This is a genomic window from Occallatibacter riparius, assembly GCF_025264625.1.
GTDB classification, from domain to species: Bacteria; Acidobacteriota; Terriglobia; order Terriglobales; family Acidobacteriaceae; genus Telmatobacter; species Telmatobacter riparius.
The window spans coordinates 6055761-6074632 of the sequence record NZ_CP093313.1 but is presented as its reverse complement, the minus strand read 5'-3'; the positions used below and the strand labels follow the sequence as shown (position 1 = coordinate 6074632).

The window sequence follows — 18872 nt, the reverse complement described above, 5'->3', positions numbered from 1 at the left end:
TCCTATCCACACCTCTCCCTCAAGCTGAGGTCCGGCTGCCCCGCGCAGCCAGGACGATCTAATCCGTCGCCTCAGCCGGATTCCGCTAATCTCCCCGGAATCCAAGGCCCATCTTCCTCTCCTCTCATCCCCCCATTGCAACAGTCCCGCCCAGCCGCGTCTCCAGCGACATCTTGCCATTCCTCTCCCGCAGGAGGAAAATGTCGTTGTCTTTCCGCTAAGTCAAAGATTGATGCGTAACGTTTCGCCGAAAGGATCTCTCGATGAGAAGCCTCGTCTATGGAATGTTGGGAGTCGTGCTGCTGTCCGGCGCGGCTAATGCTGAGCAGAAGCAGACAGCAGGTCTTCCGCCTCTGATTGATCGCAGCCTGTTCTTTGGCAACCCCGAAATTGCGGGGGCTCAGCTTTCGCCGGACGGCCAGTATCTGGCGTTCCTGAAGCCGTGGAAGGACACGCGCAACATCTATGTGAAGCGCGTCGACGAGCCTTTCGAAGCGGCGCGCCTGCTGACTACCGAAACGCATCGGCCCGTGGCCGGATACCTGTGGTCGCGCGACATCAAGATGATCCTGTACGTCAAGGACCACGACGGCGATGAAAACTTCAACCTCTACGCCGTCGATCCTGCAGGCAAGCCCGACGCAGGAAAAGACGCGCCGGCCTCCCGCGATCTGACGGGGCTGAAGGGCATTCGCATCATGCTGTATGAGGTGCCCAAGAGCGAGCCCGACGTGGTCTACATCGGGTTGAACGATCGCGACAAGGCCTGGCACGACCTCTACAAGCTGAGTATTTCGACCGGCGAAAAGACGCTTCTCCGCAAGAACACCGACCGAGTAACCGGATGGCAGTTCGACAACAAGGATCAACTGCGGCTTGCCACCCGCAACGCGGAGAATGGCGACACCGAAATTCTGCGCGTGGACGCTGACAAGTTCACGCCCATCTACTCCTGCTCCGTATTTGAGACTTGCAATCCGCTGCACTTCCTGCCTGACAACAGCCGTGTCTACATCGAGAGCAACAAGGGCAGCGACCTCATCTCCCTGATGCTGCTGGACCCGCAGACGGGCAAGACCGAAATGGTGGAGAGCGATCCGCTTGGGAAGGTGGACCTTGGCGGCGCATTGTTCTCCCAGGCCAACGATGAGTTGATCGAGACCTGGTATATCGCGGCGAAGGTGAAGACCTACTTCAAGGACAAGGCGTACGGCGCGGATTACCGTTGGCTTGAAAAGCAATATGCCGATAAGGATATCGCGGTCAATTCCAGCACGCGCGATGAGCAGAGGTGGCTCGTAAGCCTGCACAGCGATCGCGAGCCCGGCATCGAGATCCTCTTCGATCGCAAGACGCGCAAAATCACGCCGCAGTACCGCATCTATGACAAGATTCCGCGCGAGAGCCTTGCGGAGATGAAGGCGGTGACGTTCAAGTCCTCTGACGGGCTGGAGATTCCTGCATATCTCACTCTGCCCAAAGGCGTGCCCGCAAAGAATCTGCCGGCCATTATCCTGCCGCACGGCGGTCCCTGGGGACGCGATAACTGGGGCTATAACCCCATGGTGCAATTTCTGGCGAACCGCGGATACGCTGTGCTTACGCCCAATTTCCGCGGCTCCACGGGATACGGCCGCAAATTCCTCGACGGCGGCAATATGGAATGGGGCAAGAAGATGCAGGACGACCTCACGTGGGGCGTCAAGTATCTGGTTGCCGAAGGCATAGCCGATCCCAAACGCGTGGGCATTATGGGCGGCTCGTACGGCGGCTACGCAACGCTTGCCGGCGTGGCGTTCACGCCCGATGTGTACGCGGCCGCAGTGGACATCGTCGGGCCCTCAAACCTGATCACCCTCATGGAGTCGATCCCGCCCTACTGGGAGGCAGCGCGCAAGACATTCGCCGTGCGCATGGGCGACGTCAGCACGAAGGAAGGCAAGGCGCTGCTGGCTGCTGCTTCGCCACTGAATTCAGCCGACAAGATTCGCACACCGCTGCTTGTTGTTCAGGGCGCCAATGACCCGCGCGTGAACCGGCGCGAGGCAGAGCAGATCGTCGTCGCGCTGCGCGACAGGGGCTTCCCGGTCGAGTATCTTCTGGCCGATGACGAAGGCCATGGCTTTGCGCGGCCGGTGAACAACCTGGCCATGTTCATGGCGTCCGAGAAGTTTCTTGCCAAGCACCTCGGCGGACGCTACCAGGAAGGCGGCGGTCCGGAAGAAACCACGCGGCTCGCACAACTCACCGTCGATCCAAAGACGGTAGTGGTCGCCAAAATGGTCGACGCCAAGAATATCGGGGCGCCCAAGCCTGTCAGCGATCTGCAACCGGGGACGCATCACTACAACGTAACCATCTCCATGGGCGGCCAGGAGATGAAGATGAAGGTCGCCTCCACCATCACGGATGCCGGTGAGGCGTGGACGGCGATGGAGCAGGCGGAGACGCCACAAGGCACAATGAGCGATGAAACGAGCATCGCCAAACAGAGCCTGCTGGTGAAGAAACAGGTCATAAAGCAGGGGCCGGTGGCGATTGATGTGAGCTATGCGGATGACAAGGCAACAGGCAAGATCAGCATGAACGGGCAGGAGAAGCCGATTGCGGCCGATCTTGGCGGGCCAGTATTTGCCGACGCAGCAGGCGCCGACGACGTGCTGGCGTGCCTGCCGCTCGCCGAGGGCTATTCAACCAGCTATCGCAATTTCGACGTGCAGACTCAGAAGGTAAAGCTGTTGCAGGCTAGCGTGGCCGGCAGTGAGAAAGTGACGGTTCCTGCGGGCACCTTCGATACCTATCGGGTTGAGGTGACCTCAGCGGACGGGGGCAGCGACAAGAAGACGGTCTGGATCGAGAAGACCACGCGCAAGCCGGTGAAGACGACCGCGGTGCTCCCCTCGATGGGCGGAGCGACGATGACGTCGGAACTGGTGGACTAACCCTGGCACCCAAAGCGGAGTTCAGCAACCGCAGGTTTCCAGACCGTCTGCGGCCTGGAGCTGGATGCGAGGGACCGTGATAGCCGTCACCGACGCCGGTCCGCAAGCAAGCTACTTTCCATGAAGGGCTGTGCTCAATTCCACTGAGCACAGCCCTGTGGAATTTCGGGGCGAGTTTACTAGAAAATTAGCTACCCCTCCCCCTGTTTTTACTTCTCCTAATCTTCGCTTTTTGGGCGAGATTTCTAGCTAAGTATCTGAATAAATTAAAGATGACTGGTTACAGAATTCCATAGGCCTTGTCTGTGGAAAAAATCAACATAGCTTACTTACTAGTAAATATAGAAATCGACCGGCAGAAGCTCTCAACCAGCTCTTCAACCGGCCAAGGCCAGCGGAATTCGATTCTCTAGGCTTTGGGAGCAGCAGCAGTCGACTCGCGCACAATCAGCTCCGGAACCATCGTGATCTCCGGCGGATATACCTTGTCGCGATTCGCGATGCGGTCGAGCAGCACCTCGGCGCCGCGCTTGCCCATCTCATGCAGCGGCTGGCGCACCGTGGTGAGCGAAGGAGTGGAATAGGCCGCCGACAGAATATCGTCAAAGCCAACCACCGAAACATCCTGCGGAACCAGGCAGCCCGAGTCCCTCAGCGCGCGAATCGCGCCGATAGCCGCAATGTCGTTGAAGCAGAAGATCGCCGTGAAGTTGCGATGCTTTTCAAGCAGCGCCTTCATCGGCTTGTAGCCGATCTCGGGAGCCATCGGATGGTGACCGGTCTTCATCGACCAGCCTTCACTGTCGATGCGGATCACGTTGGCCGGATCGATCTTGAGACCCATCTCGCGTGAAACTTCCTGAATCGCTTCCCACCTGTATTCGGAGTCGGGAATGGCCTTCGGACCGCGCATAAACGCAATGCGGCGGTGGCCGAGATCGTAGAGGTGCTTGAGCGCCATCTCTACGGCCGCGTGGTGATCGAGCACGATGTTGGTGACGTTCTCACTCTGACTGTGCGCGGAGATGGCGACCACAGGAACCGGCACCTGGATCTGATCGGCCGGCGTGTTCAGCATCAGAAACCCGTCCACCGCGCGCTCCACCAGCATGCGCGGATACTGCTCGATGAGCTCTTTGCGCCAGTCGTGGCAGGCAGTGAAGTAGAAATAGTGCGCGGCGGTCAGCTCCTGCACCACGCCGTTCATCACGCGCGTGAAGTAGCCCTCGCTCAGGTCGGGAGCCAGCACGCCAACGCTCATCGAGCGGCTCTGACGCAGCGAGCGGGCAAAGTAGTTGGGGCGATAATTGAGCCGCTGCGCCGCCTCCATTACGCGCTGCCGCGTCTCTTGCGGAATCGACTTTGCCGAGGGCGAGTTGTTCAGCACCAGCGACACGGTCGTCTGCGAGAGATCGAGGTGTTCGGCCAGCATTCGCAGGTTCACGTGGCCCGGAGGCGTGGAACTCTTTCCCTTTGGCATGACGCAGTTGTAACACGATTTACCCGGGGCGGGGAACGATACTCTGTCTCCGCCGGTGTCTTATCGGATTCCCGCCCGAAGTGGACTACTTCGCGGCGGCTAGCGGCTACTTCATAGGTACCTCAATCCGATTGACCCCGGGCTTGAGTTCGCGACTCGTGCCATCGAACTCAAAGGTGCCGCTGAGGGACCTCGGCAAGGTGATAGTGGCATGAAACGTGGATCCGCCTTTTATTTGGGAGTCGGGCTTTTCCGGAGTCCAGCCATACTCGACGCGGATGTCTCCATCTGGATGTGGAAAGGACGCTGTCAGGGATCGCAGGTCGCCCAGATGCGGAGCGATTCGAACGCTTTTGAATCCCGGGCTGGCCGGCTCGATCCCGGCGACCAGCGTCAGCAGATCGTAGATCGGGTGTGCCGTCCATGCATGCGAGTCGGAGCGCGTGTCGCCGGGCTGTTCCGGCCACGTGCTGAAGTGCAGAGGCAGCAGCGAGCGCCAGGCGTCGAGCGACTTCAGATACTGATCGCCCATGCCGGCATGGTCAAGCGCGCGCGCGAGATAGAACCGGAAGTAGTGGGAGGCGCTCTGCATGCCATTCGGCGTCTCTCCCGGCTGAATTGGGAGCATGCGCTGGAGCACATCGGCTTGCTGGTCTTTGGGAATCACATCGTACAGCACGCCGAGGATGTTGGCCTGCTCGGAGAAGTCCTTGCGATCGGGATTATCGGCGAGCAGCTTGCGGTCCGCGCTCCAGCACTGCGACGTCAACCCTGAACGGACGTGCCCGGCCCGTTCGCGATGCTGCTGAGCGATGTGCGGATCGCCGAAGGCCTGCTCAAGATCAGCGGCCTGCTCCAGAGCGCCGAGATATTCCAGGGTCGTGACGCACGATTCGCCATTGGCGCTGTAGCTCGCGAGCTCGCCTTTGATGATCCAGTCAATAAACGACCACCACGGCGTCTTCTTCAAAAGGCCGTCCGGCTGCTCGTACTGCGCATACCAGTTCAGCACCGAGCGCGTGCCTTCCAGCGACTCCTTCACCGGTGTTGGATCGGGCCGGTACATCCACCAGTCGTGCAGCATACCGATCCACAGCAGCGAGAACGTCGGGATGTTCTGGGGCAGGGAACTGGGATAGCGCGACCGGGTAATGCCCTCCGGAATACGCGAGGTGTTGAATGCCTCCAGCGCCTGCCTACCGAGCCGGTCGTCGCCGCCAACGGTGTAAGAAATCAGCGCCTGAATCCGCGTGTCTCCGATGTACTGCAACTGCTCGTAGTAGGGCGTATCCATATAGGTCTCATGCGCATCCAGCCGCGCCGTCCTCCATGAGACTTCCCATATCTTGTCGAGATCTGCCTGCCCAGTCGTCAGCTTGGCGCGTTCTTCAAAGGGATACGCGGTGAACTGCGCCTTCAGCGATTCAAGCGTGAGCGGCTCATCGCCGGTTGTGATGTCCAGATCGAGATACCGCCAAGTCCTCCACCACAGCGGCTCAAACGTCCGATGTTGCCCGCCATCCGGCAGAAACAGGTCATTCAAGCCGGCCGCCTTGCGGTCGTGCTTTTTGCCTTGCGCATCCGTGTAGTCAAGCGCGTCGCGATCGGCTTTGTGGAACTTATCATCGAACAGCGCTTCCGAGTACGTGAGCCGAATCTTCGCGCCTTTCCCTCCGGAAACCGTGAGCTGAGGGTAAGCGGTGGTGAGGGCTTTTCGGTCGAGCATCAATGCAACATGGGAATGCGGCGGCACCGTTCCGGATTCAGACGGAAAGCCCTCGAACTGCGAGTGAGCAGCAGTTACGGATGCGCTGATCTGACCCGGCTTGCCGGGAACGGATTCGCCCTTGCTTACCGTGGCGCGCACAACCTTCGCAGGATCCGTCGTCGCATACTCCATATGCGGCAGCTCATCCGGCACCAGCCCCCATGGATTGTCGCCGGTTACATCAGCAGAATGTGCCTTATTCGTCCCCGGAAACGCACTGTCCCGCATCGGGTCGCCGGGCTTCACCCATTGCCCAGTAGCGGCTCCTTTGTCCCTTTGTCCCTCTGTCCCTTTGTCCCCCTCTTGCCATTTCCAGTCATATTGGGAAGCATCCAACTGCTCGCCCGGCCCAGATGCGTAATAGGTGATGTAGCTCAGCGTCGAACGCGGCAGCGGCGTCTGCCCGGGTTCAACCTCGACCTGCCAGCCATTCGGCGTTGAGATGCTGGCGTCGCCGGTCGCCTCCGATTCGAGCAGGAACGCCGTCCGGTCGCTCATCTGAGCGAGGGGAGCGTAGACGCCGAAGTTCCATACCGTCGCCGTAATAAGGTTGGCGCCGGCGTGAAGCAGAGGAGCCAGGTCAAACTTCTCGTAGCGCCAGTGGGTCAGGTCGCCGCGCGCTGGGCCGTCGCCCACGCGTTTGCCATTTACATAGAGGATGAACCGGTTATCGGCGCTGGCGCGGACGATATAGCTCGTCGGCACCGCCGGCAGATCGACGCTGCGGCGGAAGTGCAGCACGATGGGATCGCGGAGCGGCGCCGTCGGGTGCGTGATCCACGAGGCCTTCCAGGCACGGCTCGGCGGATCCAGTTGCTCGGCGGATTGTGCGGTCAAGCCAATGGAACCGGCAACGAATAGCAGAAGCAAGAGAATACGGCGCATCGGAGTCCCTCGGAGTTGTACAGGGATCAAGATTAGCCGACCCAACCCCATTTTTGCCGCCCGTATGCATTTGATTTTGCTGGACTGTAACCTGACATTCACATTGGCCGATTAGCCTTGAGGCTGGTGATCGGACAAGTGCCCGAGATTCGAATTGCCCAAACTCAATCCCCGTCTGCATCAGGATCTCCTTCCCAGGAAGCTCCCAGGCCAACCGGCTCGGTTCCGGAATCTGAGATTCGCAAGTTCCTGCTCTCCCGGGGAAACTCGGCCGTAGCAGACCGGGGATTTCAATGGCTGATGGTGCTCTGCGCCTTCAGCATCTTCGGCATTGTCGTGCTCATTGCCACTGAGCTCATCCGCCAATCGCAGGAAGCGTGGCATGCTTTTGGTCTGAAATTCTTTTTCAAGGCGGACATCGACCCCTCCACAAATCTCCCGTGGTACTGGGATCCCGTCAATGGCCACTTCAGCGCGCTCCCATTCGTTTACGGGACACTGGTTACATCCTTGATGGCATTGGTTCTGGCGGTTCCGCTGGCGGTGGGTGTTGCGATCTTCCTCACGGAGATGTGTCCCAAGTCCCTGCGTGGAGGACTTGCATTCGTAACGGAACTGCTCGCGGCGATCCCAAGCGTCATTTACGGTTTGTGGGCCATATTCATCCTGGTGCCGATTCTGAGGCAATATGTAAATCCCGGGCTTAACAAGGCGCTGGGGTGGACAGGATTCTTTACCGATACCAACCCCACCGGGTTGGGCTATTTCGCCTCATCGGTGATCTTGGCGATCATGATCCTCCCGATCATCTCTTCTCTAACCCGCGAAGTCATGTCGGCGGTTCCGCATTCGCAGCGCGAGGCGGTGCTTGCTTTGGGTGCCACTCGCTGGGAGATGATCCGGACCGGCGTGCTGCGCAACGCCAGAATCGGCATTGTGGGTGCGATTATCCTCGGTCTTGGCCGTGCACTGGGCGAAACCATGGCTGTCCAGATGGTGATCGGCAACACGCCCGAGATCAGCAGATCGCTGCTGGCCAATGGAACCTCGATGGCAGCCGTCATCGCGAGCGAATATGCCGAGGCGGCGAACGACCTGCATCGAAGCGCATTAACAGAGATCGGCCTGGCGCTGTTTATCGTGACCATCATCGTGAATACGCTGGCGCGGCTGCTGGTGTGGGCTGTGACGCGCGGCGCGCCGGCGCGGGCGCATTGAGGAGCGGCAAGTGCAGGTGACGAATTCATTCAACTCACGGTTGCGCACCGCCACGGACCACCTGGTGACCGGGTTGGCGATCCTCGCTACGATCCTTGTGATCGCGCCCCTGCTGGCTATCTTTGTGTATCTGGTCTTCAAAGGCGCCTCCTCCTTGAACCTGGATTTCTTCACGAAGATGCAGAAGCCCCCCGGAGAACTGGGCGGCGGCATGGCCAATGCGATCGTGGGCTCGGGAGTACTTTTAGGCGTTGCAAGCCTGATCGGTGTACCTATCGGCATAGGTGCGGGAATCTTCCTGGCCGAGTTCGGGCGCGGCACCAAGCTAGCCAATGCGGTGCGATTCACCGCGGACGTGTTGAACGGTGTGCCATCGATCGTGATGGGGATTGCCGGCTATGCGCTGGTCGTGGTGCCGACCGGGCATTTTTCCGCATTCGCCGGTGGAGTGACGCTCGGCATCATGATGATTCCGACGATTACGCGCACCACAGAAGAGATGTTGCTGATGGTGCCGAACTCGGTGCGCGAGGCGGCTCTGGGACTGGGCGTGCCGAACTGGCGATCGGTGTTGTCTATTACGGTGCGGACTGCCTCGCCCGGTATCATCACCGGCTGTATGCTCGCGTTTTCGCGCGTGGCGGGAGAAACCGCTCCCCTGCTGTTTACAGCGCTGGGCAATTCGTTCTGGAGCACCAACCTGAACCGCGAAATTGCCGCGCTGCCGCTGCAGATCTACGTATACGCACAGGGACCATACGATGACTGGCACCGGATGGCATGGGGCGGTGCTCTGGTTTTGATAATTCTGATCGTGCTCGCGGTTTCGCTGGTTCGGTACGTCACCAGCCGCGGGGTTTTGAAGGGGGCAAGCTAAGTGGGCGTCGGAATTGAAGTAACCAACCTGAACGCGTGGTACGGCACGAATCACACGCTGCAGGACATCAACCTGCATATTCCGGCGAATCAGGCGACAGCGCTGATCGGGCCGTCGGGCTGCGGCAAGAGCACCTTTGTGCGCTGCCTAAACCGTATGCACGAGACGAATCCGATCGCTCGCGTTACGGGCACGGTGAAGATGGGTGACATAGATGTTTATGCCGATTCGAAGCCGGTGCAGATCCGCCGCCGAGTTGGCATGGTCTTCCAGCGACCGAATCCGTTCCCGACCATGTCGATCTACGACAACGTTGCCTCTGGCCTTAAACTGAACGGCTACCGGAATCGCCGCGTGCTCGATGAGACTGTCGAGCGGTCGCTGAAGAAATCGGCGCTCTGGGACGAGGTCAAGGACGACTTAAAGAAGAAGTCGGGCGCAAGCCTTTCTGGCGGTCAGCAGCAGCGCCTTTGCATCGCGCGTGCGCTGGCTGTTGATCCCGAAGTCCTGTTGATGGATGAACCGGCGTCGGCGCTCGACCCGGTTTCGACATCGAAGATTGAGGACCTGATCTTCGAGCTGAAATCGCTGTACACTATTGTGATCGTGACGCACAACATGCAGCAGGCCGCGCGTGTTGCCGAGAAGACTGGTTTCTTTCTAAACGGCCGCCTTGTGGAGTTCGACTCGACGCATAAGATCTTCACCAATCCCAGCGATAAGCGCACGGAAGACTACATCACGGGCAGGTTCGGATGACACGCATAAAGTTTCAGCAGAGCCTCGAAGACCTGAAAGAAAATCTGCTGGTGATGGCGGGCCTTGCAGAACAGGCGATTCAGCGTGCAATCGAGGCGTATCGCACGCGCGATCTCTCCATCTGCGATTTGGTGAGTCGTAGCGAGATAGCCATCAATCGCATGGAGCGGGACGTCGATCAGACCGCGCTGGACCTGCTCGCGATGGAGCAGCCGATGGCCACCGATTTGCGCTTCATCCTCAGCGTCATCAAGATCAATGCCGACCTGGAGAGGGTAGGCGATTCGGCCAAGAGCATCAGCGATCGCGTGCGGCAGATGGAGCAGTTGCCGAGCGCTGAATTGCCTGTGGATATTCCGCGCATGGCAACTCTTGCATCGGACATGGTTCGCAAGAGTCTCCAATCGTTCATTGATGCCAACGCTGAACTCGCGCGATCGGTACTCACCATGGACGACGCTGTGGACGCGATGAATCGCACGGCTTACAAGACACTGACGAAAGTGATGGAAGAGCAGCCCCATTTGGCTCCGCAGGCCCTGAATGCCTTGATGATCAGCCGCAATCTCGAGCGCGTTGCCGACCATGCGACGAACATTGCCGAGGACGTGATCTTCTGGGTGCAGGGCGCGGATGTGCGTCATCATAAGAGCGTAATGGCGCGCGAGAAGTCTCAGCAGGCCGCGCCTTCTTCGTCATCTGCAGACTGATAGAACGAGCATTAGCCGCAAGACCTGCAGCCCCGCTGCCGCGACGCGATAGTCTTGAGTGCAGGTTATGAACCCTGCCCCACAAGCGGATATAAACGGGACAACACGATCGGCCTCAGCCGAGTACGAATTCCAAGTGCAGTCGCTCGGGCGTCTGCAGACGGCGGCGGCGCGCCGCAGCCGGGTATACGGAATCAGCAAGCTTGTTATTGCGGTTCTCACCCTGGCTGCCGCCGGATTCTTAATCCACGTACTGTCCGGCCTTCTTATGCTGACGGTTCCCACCGCCATCTTCCTCGTTCTGGTCGTGCTTCATGAGAAGACGCTAGAGCGTATGCGTTATCGCGCAAGAGCTATTCGCTTCTATGAGGATGGCCTGGCGCGTCTCAACGATAATTGGCGCGGCCGCGGAGAGACCGGCGACCGGTTTCTCGATCCGGCACATCCGTACGCTCGCGATCTCGATATTTTTGGCACTACATCGGTCTTTCAATATCTCTCCACAGCTCGCACCCGGGCCGGGGAGCAAACACTCGCGAACTGGCTTTTGACGGCGGCTCCAATGGACGACGTCATGGCGCGTCAGGCTGCTGTGCGCGATCTAGCTCCGCGACTTCAACTCCGAGAGGGGATTGCTTCGGCGGGTGAATCGGTGCGCAGTGGCGTTCATCCTGACGTACTGTCTTTGTGGGGGCGGGCGACGCCCATCCTCACGACTACTGCCACGCGTGTGGCGAGCTCAGGGTTGGCGCTTCTGTGGCTTCTGAGCATCGTCGCCTGGATCTGGTGGAGTTCGCCCCTTCCTGCGCTGGTGATGAGCCTGTTTAATTTCGGCTACTCGCACCGCATCGCAGCCCGCCTCGACAAGGCCGTCGGTGGAATTGAACGTGCGGCCGGTGATCTCGAACTCTTGGCGGCCGTTCTTGCGCTGCTTGAAAGCGAGCAGTTCACAGCTCCGAGATTGGTTGATCTGCAGATCGCACTGCGGTGTGACGGGATCTGCCCATCGGAGGCGATTCGCAAGCTTGCGCGGCTGGCGGATCTGATCGAATCACGGCACAGCCTGTTTGCGCGACCGTTAGACCTGGTGACATTCTGGAGTGCGCAACTGGTCTTTCTCGCCGAACGCTGGCAACACATCTTCGGCCCGCAACTTCGCGTTTGGTTAGATACCGTGGGGGAGTTGGAAGCACTGTCGTCGCTCTCGGGCTTCGCCTTCGAGCACCCGGACTATGCGTTTCCGCAACTCGTGGAGATCGGCCCGCAGTTCGATGCCGAGTGTCTCGCGCACCCGCTGCTGCCCATAGGCAAGGCTGTTGAGAATGACTTCTGTCTTGATGCTCAACGCCAGTTGATGGTGCTGAGCGGGCCCAACATGGCAGGCAAGAGCACCTTTATCCGTGCGATCGGTGTGAATGCGGTGCTCGCGCAATGCGGCGCCCCGGTTCGTGCGCGGAAATTGACAATTTCGCCGCTCCAAGTCGCGGCATCCATTTGCATCCTCGACTCGCTGAGCGGTGGGGTGTCGCGGTTCTACGCGGAGATCGGGCGTGTGAAGATGATCACGGACCTGGCGCAGGATACGACACCTGTATTGTTTCTCCTGGATGAGCTGTTATCGGGGACGAACTCGCACGATCGGCTGATCGGCACGGAGTTCGTGCTGCGTGCACTCGTTGAACATCACGGCATCGGTATTGTAAGCACCCACGACCTTGCGTTGACGCGTATTCCCGAAACCATGAACGGCCGCGGGTTCAATGCGCACTTTGAAGATCGAATCGACGGTGAGGCATTGGTGTTCGATTACAAGTTGAAGCCTGGCGTTGTGCAAACGAGCAATGCACTGAAGCTCATGCGGGCCATAGGTCTCGGTGTATCCGAGTAGAGCAGTTTATGGTTCCCACCAGTCGAACTGCAGCATGCGCGGGTAGTAGAGGCCGGCCCGAATCTGTGCATCCGGCCCGTGTAGCTTGCGGAGAACGTTCGCATAAAGCTCAAGTTGTGGCGCGAACATCTCCCGCAGCTTCGGAAGAGCGTCATTAGAATTGCCGTCCGCGGTCTTGTAGTCGATGATCCACCAGGCCTCCGATCCCTCAGAAAGCGGCGTTGATCCTGCGCGGAACACGCGGTCGGCCTGAACAGTACGAAGCCCGCCGCTCACGGCGCCGGTCCACCGCACCTCTGACGCTGCGTCAGCGTGTGGCGCGAGAATCCATGCTCCAGCAGGGTCGTTCGAGGACCGCGTTACAATCTCGAGCGCACGCGCAGCAATTTTGGCTGCATGGTCGCGACTCATACCGGCCGCCCGTATGTGCGCTGAGATGCGCTCAATGGATGTGGCGAGCCTCGAGCGCGCTGCATCGCCGTCGAGCGTCGATAGTAGTTGCGCCAGAATTTGCAATCCAAGATGCACGGCGGTCCCGAGGATTCGCGAATCGATGCTGCCTTCATGCCTTTGATATGTATCGGTTGGCTCGACTCCTGTGGAAGTGCCTCTATCTTCCCGGAAATGCGATAGGTGAGATGGGACGAAATCCAAAGGAAGGCGGCGGAGGAATGCGGGCCGGGGTGGACAAGGCATTACGATAACGTTACTTACACCGGCTGCCAAGCTAGAGATCTGCGCCGCCTGGGCTTTAGATTTCCACGCCTCGAATTGGGTCCGGACCTGATCTTCAAGTGCTGGCCATGCCTTTGAAAGCAAGCTTTCGTGAGGCTCGCACAGCACGGGGTCATCTTGCTCCCACTTGTAGGACGGGCGCGCAAACAAGTGCAATTCTTCGCGCGCGCGAGTGGCAGCTACGTACAAGATCCGGCGCATCTCCTGGGATTCCTTGGCGCGGTACTCGCGATCGACCCATTTCTTTGCCGCCCCGCCATCCGCGCCCTTCGTCTGGAATGGCGCGATGAGGAACTCCGTGATTTCGCCTGTTGCTTCCGGCGTTTCAAGTCCGCGTTCAAGCCACGAAAACATCGCAGAACGCGTATTTGCACCTCGGGCTTGCAATTCCGGAACGATCACAACTTCGAACTCCAGGCCTTTCGATTTGTGAATGGTCATGACGTGCACGCCCCAATTCCCGTCAGAAGCGGGATCCGGCTGTGCCATTAGCTTTTCAAGTGCCGCGTTCAGCGCGGGGCTTGTGAGGTCAGCGTCGCCATTCGGCAGCTTGTCAAGGGATCGCCACAGCAGATCGAGGTTCGCGCGTCCAGTGGCATCGACACACTTGTCCCCGCCGAGCCGCAACCAGACTTGCTGGAGCCATGTACCGCTGGACATATGCGGCATTGTCGCGCGGATCGCAAACGAATCCTCATAGGCCTGCAGCACGCGGTCTAGTGCGCCCCGTGCTCCTTGGCCGAGCATAGCCTTGCGCTCTCGCAGAAGCTCGGGAACCGGGCGAGTTTGAACGTCGGGATCGTCAGCGCTGGTCAGTGCGTGCAGATCGTCAAGGGGAAGGGCACACCACGGTGCTCTTAACATTCCGAGCCACGCCACGCGGTCCTCGGGATTCAGCAGTGCACGCGCTAGTGCCAGAGCATCCAGGACCTCAGGCCGGTCTGCGAGAGGCTCCAGCTCAACGGCACGGAAAGGAATCGACACGTCACGCAGCGCCTGTGTAATGGGCGCCAATGCAGCCCGTGCGCGACCCAAAATTGCGATGCGATACTTCTCTCCACGGAAGCGCGCCTGCTCCATTGCGCCGAGCCGGTCCTTTATCAACGCTACGATCTCATCAGTTTGCCTCTTGAGGGTCGCATCCCGGTCTTCGCGAGCTTGCTCTTTCTTTCGCGCAGCATCCGGATCACTCGGGCTCGTACGCGGCATCTCGGGAGCGAACTCCAGATGCAGATCAAAAATGGCCCCCGCACTAGCCGAACTTCGGGCGGGTTCGGACGAACTGAACCGCACGTTGCTGCCATCGTTGATTCCGAAAACTGCGCTAAAAGCGTCGTTGAGTTGATGCACCAGCGCAGGTTGCGTACGGAAGTTGGATGCGAGCTTGACAATCTCGAGCGGCAGAGAATCGCGATCTGGAAGTTCGAGGCCGGCCTGCTGCACTCGTGGAAACAGTTCCGCATCCGCGGCGCGGAAGAAATAGATAGACTGCATCGGATCGCCAACAACGAACAGCGAACGATTCGAGGTGTCAGGCCACGCGGATACGAGAGAGGCTACCAGCCTGTGCTGGCGACGGCTGGTGTCCTGGAACTCGTCGACGAGCAGATGGCGGATTCCATCGGCGATGGTAATGGCGGCGTCGCTGGGTTGCCCATCATCGTCTTCGAGGATGCGTTGAGCAATTTGCGCAATCTCGATGAAATCGACGGCACCGGCCTCAGCGAATTCGATTTGCAGCTCTGCGGCAGCGCGGCGCAGCAGAGTGAAGCCCGCACGGACGATGCGCCACTCTTCATCGGAATATCGAGCGGGAGGCAGGTCGCGAACGGAATCGAGCGCAGATTCCAATTCTGGGATGACCGACAAATTCCGAATCAGCTGTTCGTGTCGATGCTTTTCACGCTTGCGGTCCGCCGGAAATCCGAGTCTCTTGTCGACGGTTTTTCGAAATGTACCCTCGGTGGCAGTCAAGAGCATGTCCGCCAGGCAGCAGTATGCGAGGCGTGTCTGCTCAAGGTCGCAAGCAAGGCAAGAATCAACGACAGGAAAGTCCACCATCTCCGCCAGTTCAGTGAAGCGCGTGTTCCCAAGTTGCCCGCACGCGAAGCGGGCCAGGTCATGCACCTCCTCTGCCGCTCCGGCCACCGTTGTCAAAAGGCTGCTCACAGAGGCCAGCCCGGATGCGACCGCTCGCCCAAAAGGCCGTTCCAGGTATTCGCGAAGACGTTGCCAGCTAGTTTCGTCCTGCTCATTGAAGTCGCGCAGCCAGAACTCCTGCATCCAACGGTCGCGCTGGCGCAGCATGGCAACCAAATGAGTCTCAAGCTCCTGCCAGTTGTTATCGCGCCACTCGAGCAGAGCTTCAATCGCTTCACGCACCGCCATCGAATCGGGAGAACTGCGTCCGAGTTCCATGAGAGTGTTGCGCGCTGCTCGCCGATAGAGATCCTCCAGATCTTCGCTTACATCGAGGCTCCCGCCCAGCGTGGTCAGGAGCGGGCGCTGAATGGCGATCTCGCGGCAGAACGAGTCAATCGTCGAGATGCGGAGTTGACCAGGAATTTCAACCAGGTTCCAACCCATCCTGTTCGCGTGCTCCCGTGCCCTTGCGGCAAGCACCTCCATCGAGAGGTCGTCTGCGTCCATACTCGAAGGGAGAACGGCCGCCTTCTCCAACTCGCTCAGGATGCGGTGCCGCATTTCCGCTGCAGCGGCCTTCGTGAACGTGATGGCAACGATCTGTGAAGGGTCGTCGACTTCCGTTAGAAGGCGCAAAAAACGCCTGGTGAGTAGGTCGGTCTTGCCAGATCCCGCCGGTGCCTGCACGATGATCGAACGCGTGGGATCGAGGGCGCGCTTGCGTTGATCCTGATCCGGAGGGTTGGGCCGCCTAGTCATCCAGCGCCTCCACATCCTCATCGTCGATCAGATCAGGTCGCTCATTGATGCGGCAGAGCGTTTGCAGGCCGCAGCGCTCGCAACTCTTCAACAGGTCGAGCGGATTCACATCTGCACGGCCGGAAAGAAAATCATGGGCAAGCCTTTCGATTGTTTCGCGCCACTCGAGCAGTTGATCGAGTTCCAGCGGGTATTTCACCAGAGCGGACGTGCCCTTGAGACTGCGGTCTAGTGCCGCGGACGCGTCTCCGACTTTTCCCTCGAAGCACATGTTGCCGGGCCTGACCTTTGCGAACACAAGGCCCCCGAGGCCTTCGCCCTGATCAATTCCGAACCCCGCGTAGAGGGGTAGCTGAACGTCCTCGGGACGATCGGACTCCCACGACTTCGGCGAGACGTCGCCAGTCTTGTAATCGATCACCAACTGTGATCTGTCGTTCAGTCGATCCAGCCGATCGAGACGAAGATCGAGCGCTAATCCCGCAATGTTGAGGGTCTTCTCGATCTCAGTGCCGACCACTTCGAATTCCACTCGTGTCTGCTCGTACGCAAGCCATTCCGATATGAGCCGCGTGAGGCGGGCGGCTTCGAGTGCGAGATATTGCGGGGGCATGTCGTCGCGAATGCGTAAGGGAACCTTGCCTGGAATAGCGGCTTGCACATGCTTGCGCACGAACCCGGGTAGATCCGCGATGCTCTGTAATTCCCGCGATGAACGAATGCCGTCAGGAGGGCCGGCCCACACCGAATGCAGTGCGTCATGCAGGAGCTTTCCTCGTTCGGCCGCTGTGAGCCCTCTCTCTGCCGCTTCCCAAGTGGCTGCGCGCAGGCGGCCCGTCGCGAATGCCTTGAACGCGCATACGGACTGGGCTGTAAGTAACGCCGCTCCGCCGCGCAGGGGGATCTCAACACCTGCCGAAGCTCTGCGGTGCGGGACGGCAGCGACATCTTCAACAGGAACCGCCATCTCCCGAGTTTCATCCCTCGCCAGGAGTCGGGAGGGAAGGCCGCATGCGAGCCCCGCGAACGCGGTGACAATTTTTGAAGCACGCAAGTCTACTCCCTCGGCCTGTCGAGCGAAGCTGAAGTTGACTTCGTGAGCTGAAGCGACCAGACGCTGCGTGATCGACTGCGCGAGATCCCAGTCCAATTGTGGAGTGGAATGCGGCATCTGTGCCCGACGCTGTACATCAACAGGAATCAGTGGATGCATCTCGCCCCGCGCTGGCCATGCGTCTTCATGCGCGCCGAGGAACCAGATCGCATCGGCGGTCAAGCCGGCTGACTCGGCAGGCCCGGCGATCAAAATCGGCGCTTCTTCAGACTCGGGGGCAAACAGAGTCTCGCCGGCGGCATGCAGCAGTTCCGCCAAAAACTCCTGCCACTTCATGCGCCTCCCATTGAACCCGAGCGAGCCACATGAATCCAGGACCTGTCGCCAGCGGCGTATCACCTGGAATTCCGTGCTGGTCAGCGTGTGCGCACCTGGCCAGTTCATGGTCTCGAGGAGTTGCGGTACTGTGTCCGCCCACTCGATGGGGCTCATTTCGCGTTGTGACACTCTTTGCAATTGCGCGAGCGTCGCTTTGATTCTCTGTGCCCACAAGTCGGGCAGGGGAGCTGAGGCAAGGCGCAAATCGAGGAAAGTCGTCAACTTCCAGTGTGTGCGTTGCAGTCCGCGCTCGCGCAACCCGCGCATTCGGGCCTGCAGAGCCGCGGATTCCGATGCGTTGGCTGCATGGGGCGACGCGATGAGCCAATCAAGTTCATGCTCTGCAAGTTCGCCATCCAGCCAGCGCAGAAGCATGTGCGCACAGCGGACTGGAGCGGTCTGCGCGAGCGGCACGCCGAGGGTGAATTCGAACCGGAACGCAGAATCTATTTCCCGTTGATGCAGAAGCGCCCGTTCGAATTCGCCACGGCGCTTCTGAACGTCCTGCGTGATAATCAGCATGCGACCTTCAGGCGCGGCCTTGAGTTGCTGGCTGCACCACTCGGCGCAAGCTGACAACTCTTCTGCTTGATCCGCCGCGAAAAACGATTGCACCGTGCTGGCCTTCCCCCTGGAATCCGCGAGTTCCCACTTGCCCCACACATCAAGCAGAGTTTTGTGCGTGGGCAGCACGCGATCGAATCCAACGAGCAGCAATTTCGGCCGGTCTCCATTATGTAGTTGGACATCGCGCAGGAGTTCCAGCGGCAGACGGCTCGAGCTTAGCGCGCCTTGTTGTCTGCAGGCTTCGTCGAAGGAAGAAAGCCAGTCGCCGAAAGCCTCAGAATCCTGCGTCCAGCCCCGCCGAGACTTCGAGTCAAGGAATTCCGGCGCATGTGAGCACAAGAGCGCGTGCCCTAACATGGCCATCGTCGACAGGCTACGGCGTGGTCCCGCGAGCGTTGCAGCGGGGTGTTCCCTCCCGGCTATGATGCTTTCCCAGAGGGACAGCTCCTGAAGCGGATTCAAGAGTAGCCGGCTGTCCTCGGTGAGTTCTTCCCAAGCCAGCCGGACGAACGTTTGCCAGTCGTAGATTCGCGGAGTGCTCCAGGCTTCCCGGCCCTCTGCTCGGCGCGCGCGATTGAAGGCTGCACGGACAGCGCGCGCAGCTCGATCACTGGCCGCAACGACAGTACCGCCCGCACACAAATGGGCGTCCAGATCTACCGCCGCAAATGAACCCATTCCAGCGTTATACGCCGTCTCGCACCGCAACG

10 protein-coding genes are annotated in these 18872 nt (G+C 59.6%); 6 read left to right on the top strand and 4 right to left on the bottom strand.

Annotated elements, in window-relative coordinates; all coding sequences use genetic code 11:
- Nucleotides 1-263 precede the first annotated feature (263 nt).
- Nucleotides 264-2942: a S9 family peptidase gene (locus tag MOP44_RS24760; RefSeq protein ID WP_260793143.1), complete on the top strand. Its 2679-nt coding sequence runs from the start codon at nt 264-266 to the stop codon at nt 2940-2942.
- Between the two features lie 409 nt (nt 2943-3351).
- Here the strand turns inward: MOP44_RS24760 and MOP44_RS24755 are convergent, their stop codons facing one another.
- Complete coding sequence (locus MOP44_RS24755) at nt 3352-4422, bottom strand: LacI family DNA-binding transcriptional regulator (protein ID WP_260793141.1); 1071 nt, start codon at nt 4420-4422, stop codon at nt 3352-3354.
- A 106-nt stretch (nt 4423-4528) separates the two neighbouring features.
- Nucleotides 4529-7075 carry an alpha-L-rhamnosidase-related protein gene (locus MOP44_RS24750; RefSeq protein ID WP_260793139.1) on the bottom strand — a complete coding sequence of 849 codons (2547 nt, stop codon included), beginning with the start codon at nt 7073-7075 and terminating at the stop codon, nt 4529-4531.
- Between the two features lie 126 nt (nt 7076-7201).
- On the opposite strand from MOP44_RS24750, the gene pstC reads away from it, so the two are divergent.
- The 5 genes from pstC to MOP44_RS24725 all read left to right on the top strand — a co-directional run bounded on the left by pstC (nt 7202) and on the right by MOP44_RS24725 (nt 12527).
- Nucleotides 7202-8293 (top strand): phosphate ABC transporter permease subunit PstC, encoded by a 1092-nt coding sequence (pstC, locus tag MOP44_RS24745; protein WP_313901032.1) that lies wholly within the window; start codon nt 7202-7204, stop codon nt 8291-8293.
- A 16-nt stretch (nt 8294-8309) separates the two neighbouring features.
- Entirely contained in the window at nt 8310-9170 is an 861-nt protein-coding gene (gene pstA, locus MOP44_RS24740) for a phosphate ABC transporter permease PstA (protein WP_260793135.1), read from the top strand.
- Nucleotides 9171-9929, top strand: coding sequence for a phosphate ABC transporter ATP-binding protein PstB (gene pstB, locus MOP44_RS24735; protein ID WP_260793134.1), 759 nt, complete (start codon nt 9171-9173; stop codon nt 9927-9929).
- Nucleotides 9926-10639, top strand: a complete 714-nt coding sequence (phoU, locus tag MOP44_RS24730) for a phosphate signaling complex protein PhoU (protein ID WP_260793132.1) — start codon at nt 9926-9928, stop codon at nt 10637-10639. Before pstB ends, phoU begins: the two co-directional genes overlap by 4 nt.
- Nucleotides 10640-10775: 136 nt before the next feature.
- Nucleotides 10776-12527: a MutS-related protein gene (locus MOP44_RS24725; protein ID WP_260793131.1), complete on the top strand. Its 1752-nt coding sequence runs from the start codon at nt 10776-10778 to the stop codon at nt 12525-12527.
- A gap of 6 nt (nt 12528-12533) precedes the next feature.
- On the opposite strand, the gene MOP44_RS24720 is transcribed toward MOP44_RS24725, so the two are convergent.
- Nucleotides 12534-16163 carry a UvrD-helicase domain-containing protein gene (locus MOP44_RS24720; RefSeq protein WP_260793130.1) on the bottom strand — a complete coding sequence of 1210 codons (3630 nt, stop codon included), beginning with the start codon at nt 16161-16163 and terminating at the stop codon, nt 12534-12536.
- Entirely contained in the window at nt 16156-18840 is a 2685-nt protein-coding gene (locus tag MOP44_RS24715) for a PD-(D/E)XK nuclease family protein (RefSeq protein ID WP_260793128.1), read from the bottom strand. Before MOP44_RS24715 ends, MOP44_RS24720 begins: the two co-directional genes overlap by 8 nt.
- Nucleotides 18841-18872: the final 32 nt, after the last annotated feature.